General features: G+C 73.8%; 19 protein-coding genes. 13 read left to right on the top strand and 6 right to left on the bottom strand.

The window, feature by feature from the left end:
- Window positions 1-86 precede the first annotated feature (86 nt).
- Window positions 87-728, top strand: a complete 642-nt coding sequence (locus tag AB0D46_RS22900) for a vitamin K epoxide reductase family protein (RefSeq protein WP_362879946.1) — start codon at window positions 87-89, stop codon at window positions 726-728.
- Between the two features lie 127 nt (window positions 729-855).
- On the opposite strand, the gene AB0D46_RS22905 is transcribed toward AB0D46_RS22900, so the two are convergent.
- Window positions 856-1,266 carry a rodlin gene (locus tag AB0D46_RS22905; RefSeq protein ID WP_362879948.1) on the bottom strand — a complete coding sequence of 137 codons (411 nt, stop codon included), beginning with the start codon at window positions 1,264-1,266 and terminating at the stop codon, window positions 856-858.
- A 283-nt stretch (window positions 1,267-1,549) separates the two neighbouring features.
- On the opposite strand from AB0D46_RS22905, the gene AB0D46_RS22910 reads away from it, so the two are divergent.
- Window positions 1,550-2,047: a hypothetical protein gene (locus AB0D46_RS22910; RefSeq protein WP_362879949.1), complete on the top strand. Its 498-nt coding sequence runs from the start codon at window positions 1,550-1,552 to the stop codon at window positions 2,045-2,047.
- Between the two features lie 127 nt (window positions 2,048-2,174).
- The gene (locus AB0D46_RS22915) at window positions 2,175-2,420 is read left to right on the top strand and encodes a chaplin (RefSeq protein ID WP_362879951.1); all 246 of its coding nucleotides are present in this window, start codon (window positions 2,175-2,177) and stop codon (window positions 2,418-2,420) included.
- Between the two features lie 78 nt (window positions 2,421-2,498).
- Here the strand turns inward: AB0D46_RS22915 and AB0D46_RS22920 are convergent, their stop codons facing one another.
- The 4 genes from AB0D46_RS22920 to AB0D46_RS22935 form a co-directional block, all read right to left on the bottom strand.
- Entirely contained in the window at window positions 2,499-2,849 is a 351-nt protein-coding gene (locus AB0D46_RS22920) for a hypothetical protein (protein ID WP_362879952.1), read from the bottom strand.
- Between the two features lie 178 nt (window positions 2,850-3,027).
- A complete protein-coding gene (locus AB0D46_RS22925; protein ID WP_362879954.1) occupies window positions 3,028-4,035 on the bottom strand; it encodes a chaplin in 1,008 nt (335 codons plus the stop codon).
- Between the two features lie 121 nt (window positions 4,036-4,156).
- A complete protein-coding gene (locus AB0D46_RS22930) occupies window positions 4,157-4,390 on the bottom strand; it encodes a chaplin (RefSeq protein WP_362879955.1) in 234 nt (77 codons plus the stop codon).
- Window positions 4,391-4,622: 232 nt separating this feature from the next.
- Entirely contained in the window at window positions 4,623-5,033 is a 411-nt protein-coding gene (locus AB0D46_RS22935) for a rodlin (protein WP_281209869.1), read from the bottom strand.
- 281 nt (window positions 5,034-5,314) lie between these two features.
- On the opposite strand from AB0D46_RS22935, the gene AB0D46_RS22940 reads away from it, so the two are divergent.
- The 9 genes from AB0D46_RS22940 (at window position 5,315) to AB0D46_RS22980 (ending at window position 16,606) form a co-directional block, all read left to right on the top strand.
- Window positions 5,315-6,490 carry a DUF3344 domain-containing protein gene (locus AB0D46_RS22940; RefSeq protein ID WP_362879957.1) on the top strand — a complete coding sequence of 392 codons (1,176 nt, stop codon included), beginning with the start codon at window positions 5,315-5,317 and terminating at the stop codon, window positions 6,488-6,490.
- A gap of 97 nt (window positions 6,491-6,587) precedes the next feature.
- On the top strand, window positions 6,588-7,736 hold the full coding sequence (locus AB0D46_RS22945) for a glycosyltransferase (RefSeq protein WP_362879977.1): 1,149 nt from the start codon (window positions 6,588-6,590) through the stop codon (window positions 7,734-7,736).
- Window positions 7,737-7,738: 2 nt separating this feature from the next.
- Window positions 7,739-9,271: an exopolysaccharide biosynthesis polyprenyl glycosylphosphotransferase gene (locus AB0D46_RS22950; RefSeq protein ID WP_362879979.1), complete on the top strand. Its 1,533-nt coding sequence runs from the start codon at window positions 7,739-7,741 to the stop codon at window positions 9,269-9,271.
- Window positions 9,272-9,273: 2 nt separating this feature from the next.
- Window positions 9,274-10,641 (top strand): O-antigen ligase family protein, encoded by a 1,368-nt coding sequence (locus tag AB0D46_RS22955; protein WP_362879959.1) that lies wholly within the window; start codon window positions 9,274-9,276, stop codon window positions 10,639-10,641.
- Window positions 10,638-12,683 (top strand): lipid II flippase MurJ, encoded by a 2,046-nt coding sequence (locus AB0D46_RS22960; protein WP_362879961.1) that lies wholly within the window; start codon window positions 10,638-10,640, stop codon window positions 12,681-12,683. Before AB0D46_RS22955 ends, AB0D46_RS22960 begins: the two co-directional genes overlap by 4 nt.
- Window positions 12,673-13,449, top strand: coding sequence for a polysaccharide deacetylase family protein (locus AB0D46_RS22965; protein WP_362879962.1), 777 nt, complete (start codon window positions 12,673-12,675; stop codon window positions 13,447-13,449). The genes AB0D46_RS22960 and AB0D46_RS22965 overlap by 11 nt, the downstream gene beginning before the upstream one ends.
- The gene (locus AB0D46_RS22970; protein WP_362879964.1) at window positions 13,446-14,672 is read left to right on the top strand and encodes a glycosyltransferase; all 1,227 of its coding nucleotides are present in this window, start codon (window positions 13,446-13,448) and stop codon (window positions 14,670-14,672) included. The genes AB0D46_RS22965 and AB0D46_RS22970 overlap by 4 nt, the downstream gene beginning before the upstream one ends.
- An 87-nt stretch (window positions 14,673-14,759) precedes the next feature.
- Window positions 14,760-15,467, top strand: a complete 708-nt coding sequence (locus AB0D46_RS22975) for a lipopolysaccharide biosynthesis protein (protein ID WP_362879966.1) — start codon at window positions 14,760-14,762, stop codon at window positions 15,465-15,467.
- Window positions 15,464-16,606 (top strand): GNAT family N-acetyltransferase, encoded by a 1,143-nt coding sequence (locus AB0D46_RS22980; RefSeq protein ID WP_362879967.1) that lies wholly within the window; start codon window positions 15,464-15,466, stop codon window positions 16,604-16,606. Before AB0D46_RS22975 ends, AB0D46_RS22980 begins: the two co-directional genes overlap by 4 nt.
- Window positions 16,607-16,641: 35 nt before the next feature.
- Here AB0D46_RS22980 and AB0D46_RS22985 read toward each other — a convergent pair whose 3' ends face one another.
- Entirely contained in the window at window positions 16,642-18,168 is a 1,527-nt protein-coding gene (locus AB0D46_RS22985) for a glycosyl hydrolase (protein WP_362879968.1), read from the bottom strand.
- A 150-nt stretch (window positions 18,169-18,318) separates the two neighbouring features.
- Here AB0D46_RS22985 and AB0D46_RS22990 point away from each other — a divergent pair.
- On the top strand, window positions 18,319-19,556 hold a 1,238-nt coding region (locus AB0D46_RS22990; protein WP_362879970.1), incomplete at its 3' end, for an ATP-grasp domain-containing protein.

Below are 19,556 nucleotides of genomic sequence, written 5' to 3' on the forward strand. Positions count from 1 at the left end.
GGTTCCCGCCACACCTTCAGGTCAACTTCCTGCTGTATAGGCATGATTCAGGCCCCTCTGTGCAACTGCGGGGGACTATGGGTGACATGGCAACGAATACAGTGGGCGTCCCCCGGCAGCAGGGGCTGCCCGGCAGTCGACCCGAGGACGAAGCCGCACCGGCCCCGAAGGGGCCGGCATGGCTGCTGGTGCTCACCGGCGCCGCGGGACTGCTGGCCTCCTGGGTCATCACCCTGGACAAGTTCCTCCTGCTGGAGGACCCGGACTTCAAGCCCGCCTGCAGCCTCAACCCCGTGGTCTCCTGCGGCAGCGTCATGAAGAGCGACCAGGCGGCCGTCTTCGGCTTCCCCAACCCGATGCTGGGCCTGGTCTGCTACGCCGTCGTGGTCTGCGTGGGCGCGGGTCTGCTCGCCGGCGCCCGCCACCGCGGCTGGTTCTGGCTGGGACTGAACGCCGGCACCCTCTTCGGCACCGGCTTCTGCGCCTGGCTGATGATCCAGTCACTTTACGAGATCAACGCCCTGTGCCTGTGGTGCAGCCTGGCCTGGGTGGCGACGCTGCTGATGTTCTGGGCCGTCACCGCGCACAACGTCCGCGCCGGACACCTGCCCGCGCCCGCCCCGGTACGGGTCTTCTTCGCCGAGTTCGGCTGGGCGCCGCCCGCCCTGCACATCGGGGTGATCGCCATGCTCGTCCTGACCCGGTGGTGGGACTTCTGGACCGGCTGACGGCCCCGCCCCACCACGCACGGGAGCCCCGGCAGCCGCAAGCTGCCGGGGCTCCCTCGTCACCCGGTCACGACCGGGGCACCCCCTGCTCCACGGGCACCGGGGGCCCGGCCGGAGGGGGCGGTGATCAGCTGCCGATGGAGCCGTTGCCCGAGAGGACCGGGATGTTGCTGAGGATGTGCGAGAGCGGCTCGTCACCCTTGGCCTGGGTGGAGTTCTCGGCGCACTGCTGGTTCTGCGGGTTGGACAGGACGTTGATGTCCTGGACACCGACGTTGACCAGGGCCAGGACGGACTGGACGTTGAGCTTCGCCGGCAGGCCGATGCAGGGCTTGTTGAGCGTGCCCTGGACCAGGCCGAGCTGCGGGCTCTGGTCGCCGTGGGTCTTCTGGTTGCCGTAGACCTGGGAGGCGCCGTTGCCGTTGACGGTGTTGATCCCGTTGTCGTTGCCGATGGCCATGGCCGGAGCCGCGGCCGCGGCTCCGGCGCCGATGGCAACGGCGGAAACCGCGGCAGCGGTCATGATCTTCTTGAACATCGTTGGTCCTTTTGTCGCACGAGTGCCCGTTGGCGGAGCTCCCTGGACAACTCCCGCTCGCGGGGTTGGTTCCGCTCGTTCACTCAAACGGCCCGTTCGCGCCGCGCCATTCGCCGGAGCGGGTGAGCCCGCCCCGGACGCGTGCGCGAAGCCCGTACGCAACCACCGGTTTCCACCCGGGCGCCTCCCGTCCGGTTGCGGTCCGTGGAAGGTGTTCGCACGGTGGGTAAGGAGGCGGATCGCTCGGGTCCGCTTCTGGACGACCACTTCCGAAGGAATCTCCATGCAGCGCACCAAGCCGTCCCGCTTCCGCGTCCTCGTCCCGTCGGCCCTCGCCGTCGTCATACTGTCCGGCGCGGTCGGCCCCGCGGTCGCCGCGGACGGCGAGGGTTCGGCCGCCCTCACCAAGAAGGTGGAGGCCGTGCAGGAGCAGCTGGACACCCTTGAGGGGCTGGAGTCGCGGGTGGCGGCCGGCCCGATCGACGACCTCCTCGCCGGCATCGGCACGACCCTGTCGGACCTCCTCAAGTCGCTCCAGGCGCTGCTGCCCGGCGTGACCCTGCCGGAGATCAAGCTGCCGACGCTCCCCACCCTCCCGGAGATCCCGGCGCTCCCCGCGCTTCCGGGCCTCCCCACGGCCCCGACCGTCCCCGCGGTCCCGGGCGTGCCGCCGGCCCAGGTCCCGCAGCTGCCCGTGGCCAACCCGGCCGTCCCCCCGACGGGCGGCCTCACCCCCGCGATCCCGGAGATTCCGGCGATCCCCGACATTCCGATCCACTAGCAGTTACGACTATTGGGCTGAACAGGTCTGATCGGTTCCGCAGCCGTGTCGTCCGGGACGGTGGACCGTTTCGCTCGGTGTGAGCCCCGGCATCGGGGCAGGACATCGAACAGAAGGTGCACTTCCCATGAACTCTGCTGCTGCCAAGAAGGCCGCCCTGGTCCTGGCCACCGCTGGTCTCGCCGCGGCCGGTGCCGCCGGCTCCGCCGTCGCCGACTCGTCGGCCGAGGGCGCGGCCGTGGGTTCCCCCGGTGTCATCTCGGGCAACCTGGCTCAGGTTCCGGTCCACGTCCCGGTCAACGTCTGCGGCAACTCCGTCAACGTGATCGGCCTGCTGAACCCGGCCTTCGGCAACGTCTGCGTCAACGACTGACGTTCGTCGCAGTCGGCACACATGACTGTGGGCGCCACCGGCATCGCCGGTGGCGCCCACAGTCATGTCGGCGACGGTTCAGTGCGCGCCGCCGTTGAGCTTCACACCGCCGAGCAGCTCGGGGGACGCCTGGGGGGCGACGTTCGCGACCTCCAGCACCTGGCCCGGGAGGTTGTTGCGGGCCTCGTTGACCTTCTGGACGGTGCCGAAGACCTTGTCGACGCCCTCACCCTGCTCGGCGAGACCGTTGCCCACCGTCTGGGGGAGCGCCTCGGTGACGGGGCCGACGGCGTTCAGCGCGTCGGACAGCCCGCTCGTCGCGCTCATGGGGGGCATCGACGCCGGGGTCTCGGTGGCGAAGGCGGGGGTCGCGGCGCCGAGGGCGGCGATGGAGCCGACGACGACAGCGGCGACCTGCTTGATCTTCATTATCGAAATCCTCGTCTTTCGGGGGCGGAGCCGTCAGCGGCGACCGTCGCGCCGCTTTCGCCCTGGGTAACGATTACCGGCCGCTACGGAAACGCCGGGTTTCGGGGCACGACAGCGGCCGGAGAATCCGACAAGGGATTCTCCGGCCGATATTTCTTCTGATGACCGGTATTCCGGGTCAGGAGATCCGGGACCTCCGGTACAGGATCGCGCCGCCCAGCAGCAGGGCCGAGGCGAGCGCCGCCGCGGCCGCCGGCCGGCCGGCTCCAGTATCGGCCAGCTCCGGCGCCCCCGCGTGGGCCGGCGCGGGGAAGGCGGGGACGACCGGCGCCGGGGCGGACGGGAACTCCGCGGCCGGTACCGGCCCGGGGGCGGGTGCCGGAGCCGGTACGGGGGGCAGCGGCGCGGGGGCGTCACCGCCGGGGGCGGCCGGGGGTTGGTCGCCGGGACGCACCTGCTCCGGTACCGGGACGGGCGCCGGAGCGGGCCGCACGGGCAGGCTGCCGCGCGGCGGTCCCGTCTCGGGCGGCTCGTGCGCGGCGGGCGGCGCGGGGGCGGGCAGCGGCGCCGGGTGCTCCGCGACCGGCTCCGGCAGCGGCGCCGGGTGGGGGGCCGGGTGCTCGGCGTGCGGCGGGGGACCCGCGGGGTGGTCGTCGCACTCCTCCTCCGGCTGCTGCTCGCCCGGGCCGCCGTAGCCGCCGTCGTCGTGGCCGTGGTGGCGCGGCTCCTGGTGGCGCGGCTCCTCGGGGCGGGGCGCCGCGTGTCGGGGGAGGTTCGCGCGGGGTTCCTCGTGGCCGCGCTCCTCCTCGTGGCGCTGGGAGGGGAGCGCGTGCCGGCCGCCTCCGCCGCGCCCGTCGAGGTAGCGCTCGAAGGTTTCGGCGTGCTCGGGGCTGAGGTGGCGCCCGTGGTCGTGGTCGACGTCGGAGCCGGTGGTCGTGGCGCAGGTGTTGCCCATCGCGGGGTTGAGGGCGGCGCCCCCGTCCACGCTGTTGCCGCACACGTTCGGGGCGAAGGTGATCGGTACCGAGACGCTGTTGCCGGACAGCACACCCGGCGAATGCGAGGCCTCGGACGTCGCCGCGGGGTGCGCGTGGGCCGCGCCGGTCGCGATCGACAGCAGGCTGGACGCGGCCGCCGCCGTGAGCATCCCCTTGCCCAGTACCTGTCGGCTCAGTACCTGTCGCATGGGTCCTTCCCTGTCTACCGGCGATGGTGCCGGTGCTGAATCGAAGGTGGCCCCGGAGTGCACCGCCGTGCACTCCGGGGCCACCCCGAGGAGGTTCGCCCTCGCGGGCGCAGGCGCTTCGTCAGGCGTTGACGCAGGTGTTGCCGAACGCCGGGTTCAGCAGCGCGATCACGTTGACGGTGTTGCCGCAGACGTTGACCGGGACGTGCACCGGGACCTGGACGAGGTTGCCGGAGAGGACACCGGGGGAGCCGGCGGCCACACCGTGGGCATCCGCGTCGGCCATGGCGGGGGAGGCGACACCAGCGGCCATCAGCGCGCCGGCGGCCAGCACCACTGCCTTCTTGTACGTCATTTGATTTTGATCCTTTCCCGCAGGGGCGTATCCACTGCAAAAATAACAACGAGCGGCGCCGGGAAAAGAAACCGGAGATTTTCGGGGGTCGTCGGGCAATTCACTCCGATGCCCCCCGGGTCCGTGTGCGGAATTCCGAACGGATTCGGTCCGGAATTCGAGAGGTCCTATACGCGGCGAGGCCGCCGCGACCCGAGGGTGCGACGGCCTCGCCGGGGCGGGGCTGAGGGGGTCAGCTGCCGGAGGAGACGTTGCCCGAGAGGATCGGGATGTTGTCCAGGATGTGCGAGAGGGCCTCGTCGCCCTTGGCCTGGGTCGAGTTCTCGGTGCACTGCTGGTTCTGCGGGCTGGACAGGACCGGGATGTCCTGGACGCCGACGTTGACCAGGGCGAGGACCGACTGCACGTTGGCCTTGGCGGGCAGGGCGATGCAGGGCTTGTTGAACGAGCCCTGGATGAGCGCCATCTGCGGGCTCATGTTGCCGTACGTGGCCTGGTTGCCGTAGATCTGCGAGGCGCCGTTGCCGTTCACGGTGTTGATGCCGTTGTCGTTCCCGATCGCCATCGCCTGCGGGGCCATCGCGGCACCCAGACCCACGACGGAGGCGGCAACCGCTGCGCCAGCCACAAACTTCTTGATCATTTTCGTCCCTTTTTTGCAGGATTGCCCGGTACTGGAGCACCCGGATCAACGGCCCCGCCCCGGCCCGGGTTGCGTCGATTCACCCGGATGCCGACGTTTCGGATCGGAAGGTTGACGCTCAGGCGTTCCCGCGCCCGCTCCCGGGGTGGTCGCGGTGCGGGTCCGGCCCGACTTTCGCGGTGATTTCCGCTATCCGTTCGCGTGGTGCTGCGCGGCCTTAACGACCCGCCGACCGCGAGGGTGCGTGGCATCGCCCAAAAGGCCGTACGAGCGAGTCCGACGTGATTTCCAGCCTGATTTCTGACAAAGTTCACTCCTGTTTTGCCCCCTTGGTCGAAAATGGAGACAGGGACATGGGTTCACCCCGCAGAATCCTCGGCACACTCGGCCTGTTGTCCTGCCTCGCACTTTCCGCCAACGCCCCCGCGGCGCAGGCGGTGGAACCGGTCGGGCCGCGCGAATTGCCGCGGGTTCCGTTCACGCAGCGTTATCAAGCCGTCCAGCACGGCGGGCTCGTCCGGGCCTCGAACTCGGGCATCAGCTGCCGCAAGGAGGAGTCCCCGCAGGCCGAGCCGTGCGCCGAGGTCAAGCGGGGCGCGGCCGGGGTGAACAGCGACTTCGAGATGTTCTACAGCGAGGTCGACAAGGATCCGGACACCTACAACTCCACCCGCGCCGAGCTCAAGGTCCCGCAGGGGGCGAAGGTTTCGTACGCCCGGCTCTACTGGGGCGGGAACCTGCGGGTGGGGGAGCAGAAGCCGCCGCAGGACAACGGGCGGGTGCTGGTCGCCGAGCCCGGGGGCGCGTACAAGGCCGTCCTGGCCGACACCGTGATCGGGCACCGCGCGGACGCCGGCAGCGACGCCTACCAGGCCTCGGCCGACGTGACCCCGCTGGTGCGCAAGGGCGGCGCCGGTCTGTGGACCGTCGCCCAACTGAACATCGCCATGGGGCACTCGGAGGTGGGCGCCTGGGGCGGGTGGACGCTGGTGGTCGCCTACGAGCACCCGCGGGAGCCGCTGCGGCGGATCTCGCTGTGGGACGGCTTCGAGGGGTTGGTGGCCGGCGGCGGCGAGGCGGCCGGGGAGACGGTGGAGATCGCCGGGCTGGACGCGCCGACCGGTGCCGCCGGGCGGGCCGGGGTGGTCGCTTACGACGGGGACCGCGGGACCCTGGGTGACTCACTCACGGTGACCGCCGACAGTGGTCGTCGGATCAGCCTCAGTGATGCAGAAAATCCTTTTAATGATGTTATGAATTCCACGATCACGGAATTCGGGCGTCCCTCATTCGTGCGACAGCCCGAACATGTGAACAATCTCGGATATGACGCGGACGTGTTCGACATCGGTCCCGCGCTGTCCGGTGGTGCCCGCAGCCTGAGTTTCACGTTCACAGGCGAAAGTCAGGGTCAATTCCTCGGTGTGCTCTTCGTTCAGACAGACGCGCGCCGCTGAACGCAGGAGTCCACTCCACGTGCCGACACAGCCATCAGCGCAACCCTCACACCCCTCCCAGCCCTCCCCGGCACCTTCCGGAGCCGGTTTCACCGTCCTGCACCTCGTGCAGCCCGTGGACGGCGGCGTGGCCCGGGTGGTCACCGACCTCGTACGGGCGCAGGCCGCCGGCGGACTGCGCGTCGTCGTCGGCTGCCCGCCGGGCGGGCGGCTCGCCGACGAGGCCCGGGACGCCGGAGCCGAGGTGCTCACCTGGCGCGCCGGGCGGGCCCCCGGTCCCGGCCTGCCCGCCGAAGTGCTCGGCGCCGGCCGGCTGGTCCGCCGGGTCCGACCCGACCTGCTGCACGCCCACAGCGCCAAGGCGGGACTCGCCGGGCGGCTCGCCGTACGGGGCTCCTTGCCCACGGTGTTCCAGCCGCACGCCTGGTCCTTCGACGCCGTCGGTGGCGCCACCGCCGCGCTCGCGCTGCGCTGGGAACGCTTCGGCGCCCGCTGGGCCGACCGGGTGCTCTGCGTCAGCGAGTCCGAGCGCCGGGAGGGGGAATCCGAGGGCATCGCCGGCCACTGGTCGGTGATCCGCAACGGCGTCGACCTCGACCACTTCCGACCCGGCCGGCCCGATCCCGAGCAGGACCGGGCCGAGGCCCGCGCCGGACTCCCCCTGCCCGACGGGTTCGGGGGCGACGGACCGCTCGCCGTCTGCGTCGGCCGGCTATGCCCGCAGAAGGGCCAGGACATCCTGCTCCGGGCCTGGCCGGAGCTGCTCGGGGCCGTTCCGGAGGCCCGGCTGGCGCTGGTCGGGGACGGCCCGGACGGCGAGCGGCTGCGCCGCACGGCGCCGCCCGGGGTGTTCTTCGCGGGGGCCGCCGCGGACATCCGACCGTGGCTTCGGGCCGCCGATCTCGTTGTACTGCCGTCGCGGTGGGAAGGAATGGCGCTCGCTCCGCTCGAGGCCATGGCCTGTGGCCGACCGGTCCTGGTCTCCGACGTCAGCGGTGCGCGGGAGAGCCTGCCCTCCGGCCAGGGACGGCTCTGCCTGGTGCCGCCGGAGGACCCGACGGCCCTGGCCAAGGCCCTGGGACGGCTCCTCGCCGAACCGCGGCTGCTCGCCGAACTCGGGGAGCAGGCCCGGCAGCACGCCCGGACCGACTTCGACGTGCGGCGGACCGCCGACGCGGTCACCGGCCTGTACCACGAACTGCTGGGCAGGCCCCGGCCCTCGAACCAGGAGCGCATCAGCCGATGACGATGGACAGCGCACCCGCCCGGCACGGTGGGCAGGGCGGCACGGGGCCCGCCGGCGGCAGCGCCTTCGCGCCCGCGCCGCCGGCGGAAGCCCGCCGTTCCGTGACCGCGATCCACCCCCCGCGCCGGCCCCGGGCCGAGCGGGCCCGGCCCGTCCTGCGTCCGCAGCGGGTCCGTCGCCGCAGTGGCGTCGGCCCGTTGCTGACCGTGGACGCGCTGGCCGTCGCGGCCGCCGCGGCCGCCGTACCGGCGTCGACGCTGCCGCCCGGCGCCGGCGCCCCCGCCGTCGTCCTGCTCGCCGCCACGTACACCGCCCTGCACGCGCAGGCCGGCCTCTACCGGCCCCGGCTCGCGCCCTCCGCCCTGTTCGAGCTGCCCGTGCTGCTCGGGCGGGCCGCCGTGCTGTGGTGCGCGGCCGCCGCCGTCCTCGCCGCCGCCCTGCCGGGGCACGCCCTGGGCTGGAACGCCCTGCTCGGCGCCGTCTGCCTCCAGGCCCTGCTGGCCTGCGCCGGACGCGGATTCGTCCATCAGCTGCACCGCCGCTCCGCCGTGCGCAGGCCGCTCTCCGCGCTCGTCGTCGGCCCCGGCGAGGGCGCCGGCGCGGTCGCCGCCGCCCTGCACGGCCGTCCCGAGTACGGGCTGCGCCCCGTCGGCATCGCCGACACCGCGCCCACCGCCGACGGGCCGAGCGGGCAGCTGCCGCTGCTCGCCACCCACGAGGACATCCGCCGGGCCGTCATCCAGAACTCCGTGCGGCACGCCGTGTTCACCCGCCCGCCCGAGGCCGACGAGCGCACCGCCTCCCTGGTCCGGCTCTTCCACGACCACGGCTGCCGGCTCTGGCTCGCCGACCCGGCCGGGACCGCCAAGGTCACCGGCATGCGGGTCGCGCAGCCCGCCGACCAGCTGTGGGGGTACGCCGTCCAGCCGCTGTTGCCGCGCCCGTCCCGGCCGTTGGAGCGCTTCGTCAAGCGGGGCATCGACTCCTCCCTCGCCGCCCTGGCCCTGCTGGCCGCGGCCCCCGTCATGGCCGCCTGCGCGCTGGCCGTACGGCTCGCCGACGGACCCGGCGTGATCTTCCGTCAGGAGCGGGTCGGCCTGTACGGGCGCCCCTTCACCCTGCTGAAGTTCCGCACCCTGCGCGCCGACGAGCACGAGGCCGCGACCCGTTGGACCGTCGCCGGCGACCGCGGCATGAGCCCCGTCGGTTCCTTCCTGCGCAAGTCCTCGCTGGACGAGCTCCCGCAGCTGTGGAACGTCGTCCGGGGTGACATGAGCCTGGTCGGCCCCCGCCCCGAACGACCTTTCTTCGTCGCCAAGTTCAGCAGCATCCACCCCGGCTACGAGGCCCGCCACCGGATGCCCGTCGGGATCACCGGCCTCGCGCAGATCAACGGCCTGCGCGGGGACACCTCCATCGAGGACCGGGCCCGCTTCGACAACCACTACATCGACACCTGGTCGCTGTGGCAGGACCTGTGGATCCTCGCCCGGACCGCGGCCTCCTTCTTCCGCTTCCGGCTGGGAGGGAGTTGAGCATGAGCCTCGCCGCATCCGCCGCGGTCCGTCTCCCCGGGCTGCCGGGCCTGCTGCGCCGACACTGGCCGCTGGTGCCGCTCGCCGCTACCGTGCTGTTCCTCCTCGCGCCCCTGCCCGCCGGGGACGCGAGCGCCTCCGGGAAGGTCGGCCCCGCCGACGCCGCCTCGCTGCTCCTGGCCCTGATCTGCGCGGTGCAGGCGCTGCGGGGCCGGGTGCGGCCGCTGAGTCCGCTGGGCGTCCTCGTCCTCGGGCTGCCGGCGGTCGGGCTGGCCGTGGCGACGGTGACCGCCGGTGACCCGTACGCCGCGCTGCCCGGCTTCGTCCGCTACCTCCAGGTGTTCGTGCTGGCCCCGGCGGCCGTGGTGCTGCTGGTGCGCGACGCGCGGGAGTTCCGGCTGGCCGCCGGCTGCTTCGTGGTCCTCGCGCTGGTGCAGGGGGCGGTGGGGGTCGTGCAGTACGCGACCCACACCGGGGCCTCGTACCAGGGTGAGGACATCCGCGCCGTGGGCACCTTCGGCCCCGGCGACGTCATGGGCATGGCCACGGTGGTGGCGTACGGGCTGATCGTGGCGACCGCCGCGGCGCTCGCGCCGGGGCTCGCGCCCCGGGTCCGGCGGATCGCCGGGGCGTGCGCGCTGGTGCTCGTGGTGCCGCTGGTGCTGTCGTTCAGTCGGGGCGCCTGGATCGCCACCCTCGGCGCGGCCGTGCTGGTGATGCTGCTCGCCGGGATCCGGCGGGCGTTGAAGGTGCTGGTGGCGCTGGGCGCCGCCGCCGTGGTCCTGGTCGGGGGACTGGGCGTCGGCTCCGAGATGGTGGCCGAGCGGCTGACCTCGATCACCCAGGTCTCAAGCGCCCCCGACCAGTCGGTGACCGACCGCTACACGATGTGGGCGGCCGCCGGGTCGATGTGGCGGCAACGGCCGGCCGCGGGCGTGGGCCTCAAGGGCTTCCCCGCCCACCGTGACGGACACTCCTCGCTCGGCCTGTCCTCGGGCAGCGACACCGCCGGCGCCGGACAGGCCTACCTGCGCCAACCGCTGCTGTCCCCGCACAACATGTACCTGCTGATCCTCAGCGAACAGGGACTGATCGGGCTCACCGCCCTGGTGGGCGGCTGGGCGGTGCTGCTCGTCGCGGGTTTGCGCCGGTACGCGGCCGGGCGCGGGATCCGCGACTGCGGGCTCGTCGCGCTGGGGCTCCTCGTCTGGCAGCTGACCGACTTCCTCTACGCCGACATCGGCGGCCCCTCCACCGTCCTGACCGGCGTGATCATCGGACTCGCCGCCTGGTGGGCGCTGCCCTCGCCCGGGGACCGGTGGGCACCGGGCTCCGGAGGCCCGCTCCCCGAGGGACCGGCCGGCCGGTGACCGACACGACGCCCCGGCGACGGCCCGCGGCCGCGGCGACCGAAGTCGCCGCGACCGCGGGCCGTCCGCCGCGCCCGGCGCCGGTCACCGGCGTCGTCGCCGGGGCCCCGCGCGGCGGACCGGCCCGCGGGCCGGTGCTCTCCGCCGCCGGTCCCGGGCCCGACGCCGACGGCGGGTCCGACGCGGCCCGCGCCGGGGCGGGCCCCGAGCCGGACGGCGCCGCGCCCGCCCCCCGCAGGCCGGTGCTCGCCCGGACGGGCCGCGGCGGCGCGGGGGCCGCCGCGGTACCGGCGCGGACGCCCGGCGCGCGGAGGGACGCTGCGCGGACGGCCGCCGGCGCGGCCGCCGGCGGGGGTACGGCGGCCGCCGGGAGCGGGCCGGGCGGCGGCGGATCCGGATCGGGCTCGTCCGGCAGCGGGCCGGCCGCGGCCGCGCCCCTCGGCCGGTTCCTGGCCAAGGCCGCCGCGGTCACCGCGGGGCTCACCGTCGCCGGGGCCGTCCTCGGCCTCGTACGCGACCAGACCATCGCGCACCTCTTCGGCGCCGGACACGACAGCGATGCCTTCCTGATCGCCTGGACCGTGCCCGAAATGGCCTCGACGCTGCTCATCGAGGACGCCATGGCGCTGCTCATGGTGCCCGCCTTCAGTCACGCGCTGGCCCGCCGGGCCGCCGCCCGCGCCGGCTTGACCCGCCGCGAAGCCCGTACGCAGGACCCCGTACGGCTCCTGATCGCGGCGACCCTGCCGCGGCTGCTGGTGATGCTGGCGGCCGTGGCCTCCGTCCTCGTCGTGGCCGCGCCGTTCGTCGTGGGGGCGCTCGCGCCCGGCCTGCCCGACCCCGGGCTGGCCGTCGAGTGCACCCGGTTGACCGCGCTCACCGTGGTCTCCTTCGGCATCGCCGGGTACTTCAGCGCCGCCCTGCGGGCCCACCGCTCCTTCCTGCCGCCCGCCGCGATCTACGTCGCGTACAACGTCGGGATCATCGGCACGATGGTCGCCCTGCACGCCCTGTGGGGGGTGCGGGCCGCCGCCGCCGGGGTCGCCGTGGGGGGGCTGCTCATGGTCCTCGTCCAACTGCCCGCGTTCATCCGGAACGTGGGCTTCGGGCCGCGCCGGGTCAGGTTCGCCCCGCGCGGTCGGCGCGACCGGGACCGGCCCACCCTCATCGCCTTCGGCGTCATCGCGCCCGTCATCTTCTTCGCGGTGTTCCGCCAGTCCCAGGTCCTCGTCGAACGCTTCCTCGCCGCCTCGCTGCCCTCGGGCGCCATCTCGCACCTCAACTACGCGCAGAAGGTCGCGCAGATGCCGATGGTGCTGTCCCTGATGATCTGCACCGTCACCTTCCCCGTCGTCGCCCAGGCCATGGCCGGCGGGGAACGGGAGAAGGCGCGGCGCCGGGTGGAACGCGACCTCGCGCTGGCCTCGCTCGCCGTGCTGATGGGCACCGCCCTCGTCATCGGCTACGCCCCGCAGATCATCCAGGTGCTCTTCGAACGCGGTGCGTTCACCCACCGGGACACCCTCGCCACCGCCTCCGTCATGCGGGTCTACGGCCTCGGGCTCCTCGGCCACTGCCTCGTCGGCGCGCTGTCCCGGCCCTTCTTCTCGACCGCCCGGCCCATCTGGTTCCCGGCGCTCGCGATGGGCGCCGGGCTGCTCGTCAACGTCGTCGCCGGAGCCTTCGCCGTCGGCTGGTGGGGCACCTGGGGCATCGCCGCCGCCAACGCCGCCGGCATCTCCACCACCGCCGTCCTACTGCTCACCGGGCTCGGCTCCCGGATCATCGCCATCCAGGTCCGCCGGGTCGCCGTCAGCATCGGCCGGCTCGCGGTCGCCGCCGTCGCCGCCTGCGGCACCGGTTGGCTCGCCGGGCCGATGATCCCCGACCCGCTGCTCAGCGCCGCCCTCGGCTGCCTGCTGGTCCCGGCCATGTTCGGGGCGACCGGCATGGCCATACGGGCCCTCGAAGTCACCGCCCTGCCCGCACAGCTCGCCCAGCTCACCTCCCAGCTCACCCAGAGGTTCCGCAATGTCCGCTGACACCGACACGGCGCCCCCCGCCGCGGTGGTCCCCGCCCGCCGCACCGCGGCGCCGTGGGTCCTGATGTACCACTCGGTCGCCGAGTTCACCGACCCCGCGGAGGACCCGTACGGCATCACCGTCACCCCCGCCGCCCTGGAGGCCCAGCTGCTGTGGCTGCGCGCCCGCCGACTGCGCGGGGTGTCCGTCGGCGAACTGCTGCGGGCCCGCGCCGCCGGCCGCGGCCGCCGACTGGTCGGGCTCACCTTCGACGACGGGTACACCGACTTCCTGACCTCCGCCCTGCCGCTGTTGCGCCGGCACGACTGCACCGCCACCCTGTTCGTGCTCCCCGGCCGGCTCGGCGTCGACAACGTCTGGGACCCGCTGGGCCCCCGCAAGGCACTGCTCACCGCCGAGGGCATCCGCGAAGTCGCCGCCGCCGGCATCGAGATCGGCTCCCACGGACTGCTCCACCAGGACCTCACCGCCGCCTCCGACGACGTCCTCCAGCAGGAACTCCGGGGCAGCCGCGACCTGCTGCGCGAGCTGACCGGCACCCTCCCCGAAGGGTTCTGCCACCCGTACGGGCACCTCGACGCCCGCGTCACCGCCGCGACCCGGGCCGCCGGCTACGCGTACGCCTGCGGCATCACCCCCGGCCGGCTCGCCGGCCCGCACGCCATGCCCCGCACCCACGTCAGCCAGGCCGACGGGGCCGCCCGACTGTGGATCAAGCAGCTCCGCCACCGGGTGGCCGACCTGCGCCGGGTGGTGCTCCCGTGAACACGGTCAAGGCACTGCACATCATCACCGGGCTCGGCGTCGGCGGGGCCGAACAGCAACTGCGACTGCTGCTCCGGCACATGCCGATGCCCTGCGACGTACTGACGCTGACCAACCCCGGCCCGGTCGCCGAGGGCCTGCGCGCCGACGGGGTGCGCGTCGTGCACCTCGGGATGACCGGCAACCGGGACCTGGGCGCCCTGCCCCGGCTGGTGACGTTCATCCGGCGCGGCCGCTACGACCTCGTCCACACCCACCTGTACCGGGCCTGCGTCTACGGGCGCCTCGCGGCCCGGCTCGCGGGCGTCCGCGCCACCGTCGCCACCGAACACTCCCTCGGCGAAGCCGAGATCGAGGGGAGGCCGCTGACCCGGGGCGTCCGGGCCCTGTACCTGGCGGGCGAACGGCTGGGCGCGGCCACCGTCGCCGTCTCGGACACCGTCGCCGCCCGGCTGGAGGGGTGGGGGGTGCCGGCGCCCCGCATCCACGTCGTGCCGAACGGCATCGAGGCCGCCCGCTTCCGCTTCGACGAGGGCGTCCGGCGGGCCACCCGGGCCCGCACCGGACTGTCCGACCGGGCCTTCGTCATCGGCGGGGTCGGCCGGCTGGTGCCGGGCAAGCGGTTCGACGTCCTCATCCGGGCCGTCGCCGCCCTGCCCGGCGCACACCTGCTGCTCGCCGGCGACGGGCCGGAGCGGGCCGCGCTGCGCGCGCTCGCCGCCGAACTGGGCGCCCAGAGCCGGATCCACCTGCTCGGGGAGCGGGACCCGCTGGGCGACAGCGCCGACGGGCGCACCCCCGGCATCCCCGCCCTGCTGGCCGCCATGGACGTCTTCGTGTCGCCCTCACGGGAGGAGGCGTTCGGGCTCGCCGTGGTCGAGGCGCTGGCCGCCGGACTGCCCGTCCTGCACGTCACCTGCCCCGCCATCGACGACCTGCCCGCCGCCCAGGCGCCCGGCGCCCGCCGCATCGGGCCCGGTACCGAGGAACTGGTCGCCGCGCTGCGCGGGCACATGGAGGCCGGCGCCCGCCGGCTGCCGGCGCCGCCCGTGGCGCGCCGCTACGACATCGCCGGCAGCGCGAGCCGCCTGCTCGACGTCTACGCCCTCGCGCTGGCCGCCCCGGTGCCCGGCGGGACGCCGACCCCGCCCCTGCCCGCGCCCCCCACCCCGGCGGGACGGGGCCCGGCCGCGCCGCGCTCCGGGCCCGCGGGCAACGGCTGACCCCGCACCTTCCCACCCGGCCCGCGCAGCGGCCGGGTCCGTCGCACTCCCCCGACCCGCCACCCGCCCAGGAAGTGAGCACCGCACATGGCCGACACCGCCGACCAGAAGAAGTCCGACCACCGCTCGGAGAAGAAGCGCCGCTCCCCGCGCCCGCCCGCGTGGTGGCCGTTGCCCGCCTGCGCCCTGCTCGGCATGGCCGCGGGCGGGGCGTACGGGGTGCTCAAGGCGCCCGAATACGCCGCCACCAGCTACGTCGTCGCCGTCCCGGACGACACCACCGAACCGGCGACCGCGCTCGGCTTCGCGCAGGCCTATGCCCGCATCGCCACCAGCAGCTCCACCCTCGCCTACGCGCAGCCGCGCGCGGGCATCGACGCCAAACGGCTGCGGACCCAGGTGCGCGCGGAAACCTCCCCCGAGTCCCCGATGATCGCCATCACCGGGACCTCCAAGAGTCCCGCCGAAGCCGCCGACATCGCCAACGCCGTCGCCGACGCGCTGTCGCTGAGCAGCAATCAGGCCGCGAAGAACACCGGTGTGCAGCTGCTCCTGTTCAACCAGGCCGTCGCCCCCACCGACGCGGCCTCGCCGTCCGCGCCGATCAGCGGCGCCGTCGGGCTGTGCGCGGGCGGGCTGCTGGGCGGCCTGTGGCTGCTGGCCCGGCCCACCCGGACCGGACGCCCCGTACGGCGCGCGGACGGCGAGGGGACCCAGCCGGCCGTCGAGGAGTACGCCTCCCTGCCCGCGCAGGGCGAGCACACCGAGACCAAGGAGAAGGAGTCCGCGCGATGAAGCGGGGCTCCACCGGGGCCCTGTCGGTGACGTTGTGCCGCGACCCCCGACAGTTCGCCGCCCTGGAAGAGCAGTGGAACCGGCTCTTCCGCGGCTGTCCCACCGCCACCCCGTTCCAGAGCCACGCCTGGCTGCACTCGTGGTGGCTGTCGTACGGCAAGGAGGGCCGGTTGCGGACCGTCCTCGTGCGGCGCGGGGAGGAACTGGTCGGGGCGGCCGCGCTGATGCTCGTACACCGGCCGCTGCCGCGGCTGGTGGCGCTCGGCGGCGGGATCACCGACCACTCGGACGTGTTGGTGGCCGCCGAGCACGCCGAGGAGGTCGTCCCGGCGCTGGCCCGCGGGCTGCACCGGGCCGCCCGCAGGGCGATCGTCGACCTGCGCGAGGTGCGGCCGGGAGCCGCCGCCGAGGCGCTGTACGAGGCGTGGCCCGGGGTGCGCAGCAAACTGGCCGACTCCACCTGCATGGAGCTGCCCGCGCTGCCCTTCGACGAGTTGGTGAAGCGGATGCCGTCCTCCGGCGCCCAGCGGGTGCGCGCCAAGCTCCGCAAGACGGACGCCGCCGGGATCGAGGAGCACGAGGTCACCGAGCCGGAGGTGCCGCAGGCCGTACGGAACCTGCTGCGGCTGCACGAGAAGCAGTGGCGCGGGCGCGGGGTGACGCCGGAGCACCTGAGGCCGCGTTTCGCCGAGCACCTGACCCGGGCCACCCGGCGGATGGTGCGCGCCGGGGAGGGCCGGCTGACCGAGTTCCGGTTGGAGGGGAAGGTGGTGGCGGCGAACGTCACGCTGTTGTCCGCAGGCCTGAGCGGCGGCTACCTGTACGGGGCCGATCCGGACCTGCGGGACCGCAAGGTGGACGTGGCGACGCTGCTGCTGCGCTACGAGACCGGGCGGGCGCTGGCCGACGGCCGGCCGGTGGTGAGCTTCCTGCGCGGCAGCGAGCCGTACAAGAACCACTGGCGCCCCGAAACGGTGGTCAACCAACGGCTCCTGATGTCCACGGCCGCGCTCGCGCCCCTGCTGCGACTGCACGAGGCGCAGGTGACGGGGCGCGAGCGGGCGGTGGAGGCGCTGCGCGAGGCGATGCCGGCCGCGCGGGACTGGCGGGCCCGGCTCAACGAACTCCGGGTCCGGTGACCGCGGCGGTGCGCCCGCCGCGCGGGGGGCGGGGGCTAGAAGGGCCAGACCCAGGAGTCCTTGCCCCATTTGAGGTCGAAGCAGACGGCCTGGTTGCCGACCAGCTTCGACAGCCACTCCCCGAAGTTGAGCGGTACGCACCACTGGTTGCTGTTGTTGGGCTGCGGCTTGGGCGGCTGCGGCTTCGGCACCAGCGGGCTGGGCGTCGGCTTCGGCGGCACGGGCGGGGGTACGGAGACCGCCGGCGAGGGCACCGGCGGGAACACGGGCGGCACCGGGACCTGCGGCGAGGGCAGCGGGGGGACGACCGGCGGCACGGAGACGTCCGGCTTCGGGACGACGGGCGTGGGCTCGGCCGGCGTGGGCTCGACGGGACCCGGGACCGGGGTCGGCACCTCGGGGCTCGGCACCGGAACGGGTACCTCCGGCGAGGGGACGGCGGGCGTGGGGATCTGCGGGGTCGGGACGGCCGGGGTCGGGATCTGCGGCGTCGGGATCTGCGGGGTCGGGACCACCGGAGTGGGAATCACGGGCGTCGGGACCACGGGCGTCGGGACCACCGGGGTCGGGATCACCGGGCCGGGCAGGTCCGGCGTCAGGGCCTCGCGGAACACCCGGGAGGACTCCGGGTTCGCCTTGCACTGCCACACGCCGTGCGGGCAGTAGTCGGTGATGGTGTGGTAGAGCGGCTTGTGCTGCTCGATCCACTTCAGCATCCGCCGCACGTACTCCGGGTTGTCCCCGTTGCGGAACAGGCCCCACTCCGGGTACGAGATCTCCTTGCCGTGTGCCTTCGCGAAGTCGACGTGCTGCTGGAGCCCGTACGGCTGGGTGATCTGCTCGTCGAAGTTCCGGCCGGGAGCCTGGTCGTACGAATCCATGCCGACGATGTCGACCCAGTCGTCGCCCGGGTAGCACGTGGTCCAGCCGATGGCGTCCGTGCCCCGGTTGGGGGCGAAATCGAACTTGAACGCCTGTCCGGGCACGGCGCGCATGGTGTTGACGACGCGCTTCCAGTACGCCTTCCAGTTCTGCGGGTCCGGCCCGCAGCGGTGGGTGTAGGTGGTGCCGTTCATCTCCCAGCCGAGCACGATCACCGTGTCCGGGACGCCCAGGTTCACAAGCCGCTCGGCCAGCCTGCGGAAGTGCTGGTCGTGCTCGCCGTTCGCGCCGGCCCTGATCAGCTGCGCCACCTGACGGTCCGGGATCCGGCTCTCGTTGCGCGCCTGCATGGGCACGTTCAGGACGAACAGCCGGTCGGCCCGGGCCCTGCGCCAGGCCGCCCAGTCCGCGAGGAAGCCGACGTTGCCCTCGATGCCGCCCCACACGTCGCCGGGCAGATAGGTGTGCCCGACCCGGATCTCCTTGCCGCCCAGCCAGCGCGACAGGGACGGGATCCGGGCCACCCCCGGGGGCCCGAAGTCGAGGTACGCGCCCATGGCGACGTCGGAGGTCCTGGACGTCTCCTCGTCGGGTGCCGACAGTGCGGCACCCGTGGCGAGCAGTCCGGCCGTGACGGTACCGATGCAGGTGCTCACCAGTCGGCGGCGTGGTCTGGGCATGGCGTCTCCCGAGCTTTCCTGAACCGGTGTGCTTACCAGAGACGTTAGGCATCAGATCTGACGAATGGCCTGTCCGGTGGCCACTGCGTAGGCCATTCGCAGGTGCGTATCCATCCCGCTTGGTCCGACTAGGTGAAAGACACCGTTTCCATGCACGCGTTCGCCAACCACGTCCCCGCGGTTCTGCTCAGACTCGATCGGAACCCGTTCCACCACGGAACCCTCGGCGCCGTCAGATCGCTGGGGCGCAAGGGCGTGGAGGTCCATGCCGTCGTCGAGGCCGGGGGAGGTCCCATGGGGCGTTCGCGCTACCTGAGGGCCACCCACCCGGGGCCGGACGGAGGCGTGGACCCCGAGGCGCCGGACGCGTTGCGCGCATGCCTCGTACGGGTGTCGGAGCGGATCGGCCGGCCGGCCGTGCTCATCGCGATGGACGACCTGAGCGCCATCGCGGTGTCGCGTACGGCAACGGACCTGACGGACCGTTTCCGGATTCCCCATCAACCCGACAACCTGCCCGCGCGGGTGGCCGACAAGGCCGAACTGTCCCGGCTGTGCGCGCGCTGGGACGTCCCGCACCCGGAGACCGTGATCCCGGCGAGCGGGGCCGAGGCGGCGGAGGCCGGCCGGCGGCTCGGCCTGCCGGTGGTGGCGAAGTGGAGTCGGCCGTGGTTGCTGCCCGCCGGCGCCGGGCTGCGCAGCACCACCCTCGTGCACACCACCGCCGAGGCGCGGGGGCTGTACGAGCGGTCCGCGCAGGCCGGGAGCCGGCTGTTGCTCCAACGGTTCCTGCCGGCCGGTCCGGACACCGACTGGTTCTTCCACGGCGCCTTCGCCCGGGGCGGACACCCGCTCCTCGTCGGATCGGGCCGCAAGGAGCTGTCCTGGCCCGTGCGCACGGGGCTGACGGCGGTGGGCCGCTGGCTGCCGGACCCGGCGGTGGAGGAGGCCGGGCTGCGGCTCGCCGACCGGCTCGGCTACCAGGGCATCCTCGACCTCGACTTCCGTCGGGACGAGGCGGGCTGCTTCCGGCTCGTGGACTTCAACCCGCGCCCCGGAGCCCAGTTCAGGCTGTTCACCGACGACACCGGGCTCGACGTGGTCCAGGCGATGTACCTGGACCTGACGGGCCAACGGGTGCCGGAGCCCGTCGGCGGCCCGGGCCGGGTCTTCGTCGCGGAGAACTACGCGCTGCTCGCGGCCGTAAGGGGGCGCTCGCTGCCGCGGCGTCGCGCGGGCGCGGGTGCCGGCGCGGGCACGGTCGGCGCGCCGTCAGGGGCGTCCGCGCCGAACGGTGTTGCCGACGGCGAGGCGCCGCGGGCGCCCGCCGCGGCCCCGGAGCCGCCGCTGCTGCCGGGCGGACGGCGGCCCCGGGGCGGCTCGGACGT

This window comes from Streptomyces sp. NPDC048383 (genome assembly GCF_040651775.1).
Classification (GTDB): Bacteria; Actinomycetota; Actinomycetes; order Streptomycetales; family Streptomycetaceae; genus Streptomyces.

Coding starts and splice junctions, on each gene's coding strand:
- AB0D46_RS22900 (WP_362879946.1), top strand. CDS start 87: ATGGCAACGAATACAGTGGGCGTCCCCCGGCAGCAGGGGCTGCCCGGC.
- AB0D46_RS22905 (WP_362879948.1), bottom strand. CDS start 1,266: ATGTTCAAGAAGATCATGACCGCTGCCGCGGTTTCCGCCGTTGCCATC.
- AB0D46_RS22910 (WP_362879949.1), top strand. CDS start 1,550: ATGCAGCGCACCAAGCCGTCCCGCTTCCGCGTCCTCGTCCCGTCGGCC.
- AB0D46_RS22915 (WP_362879951.1), top strand. CDS start 2,175: ATGAACTCTGCTGCTGCCAAGAAGGCCGCCCTGGTCCTGGCCACCGCT.
- AB0D46_RS22920 (WP_362879952.1), bottom strand. CDS start 2,849: ATGAAGATCAAGCAGGTCGCCGCTGTCGTCGTCGGCTCCATCGCCGCC.
- AB0D46_RS22925 (WP_362879954.1), bottom strand. CDS start 4,035: ATGCGACAGGTACTGAGCCGACAGGTACTGGGCAAGGGGATGCTCACG.
- AB0D46_RS22930 (WP_362879955.1), bottom strand. CDS start 4,390: ATGACGTACAAGAAGGCAGTGGTGCTGGCCGCCGGCGCGCTGATGGCC.
- AB0D46_RS22935 (WP_281209869.1), bottom strand. CDS start 5,033: ATGATCAAGAAGTTTGTGGCTGGCGCAGCGGTTGCCGCCTCCGTCGTG.
- AB0D46_RS22950 (WP_362879979.1), top strand. CDS start 7,739: ATGGACAGCGCACCCGCCCGGCACGGTGGGCAGGGCGGCACGGGGCCC.
- AB0D46_RS22955 (WP_362879959.1), top strand. CDS start 9,274: ATGAGCCTCGCCGCATCCGCCGCGGTCCGTCTCCCCGGGCTGCCGGGC.
- AB0D46_RS22965 (WP_362879962.1), top strand. CDS start 12,673: ATGTCCGCTGACACCGACACGGCGCCCCCCGCCGCGGTGGTCCCCGCC.
- AB0D46_RS22975 (WP_362879966.1), top strand. CDS start 14,760: ATGGCCGACACCGCCGACCAGAAGAAGTCCGACCACCGCTCGGAGAAG.
- AB0D46_RS22980 (WP_362879967.1), top strand. CDS start 15,464: ATGAAGCGGGGCTCCACCGGGGCCCTGTCGGTGACGTTGTGCCGCGAC.
- AB0D46_RS22985 (WP_362879968.1), bottom strand. CDS start 18,168: ATGCCCAGACCACGCCGCCGACTGGTGAGCACCTGCATCGGTACCGTC.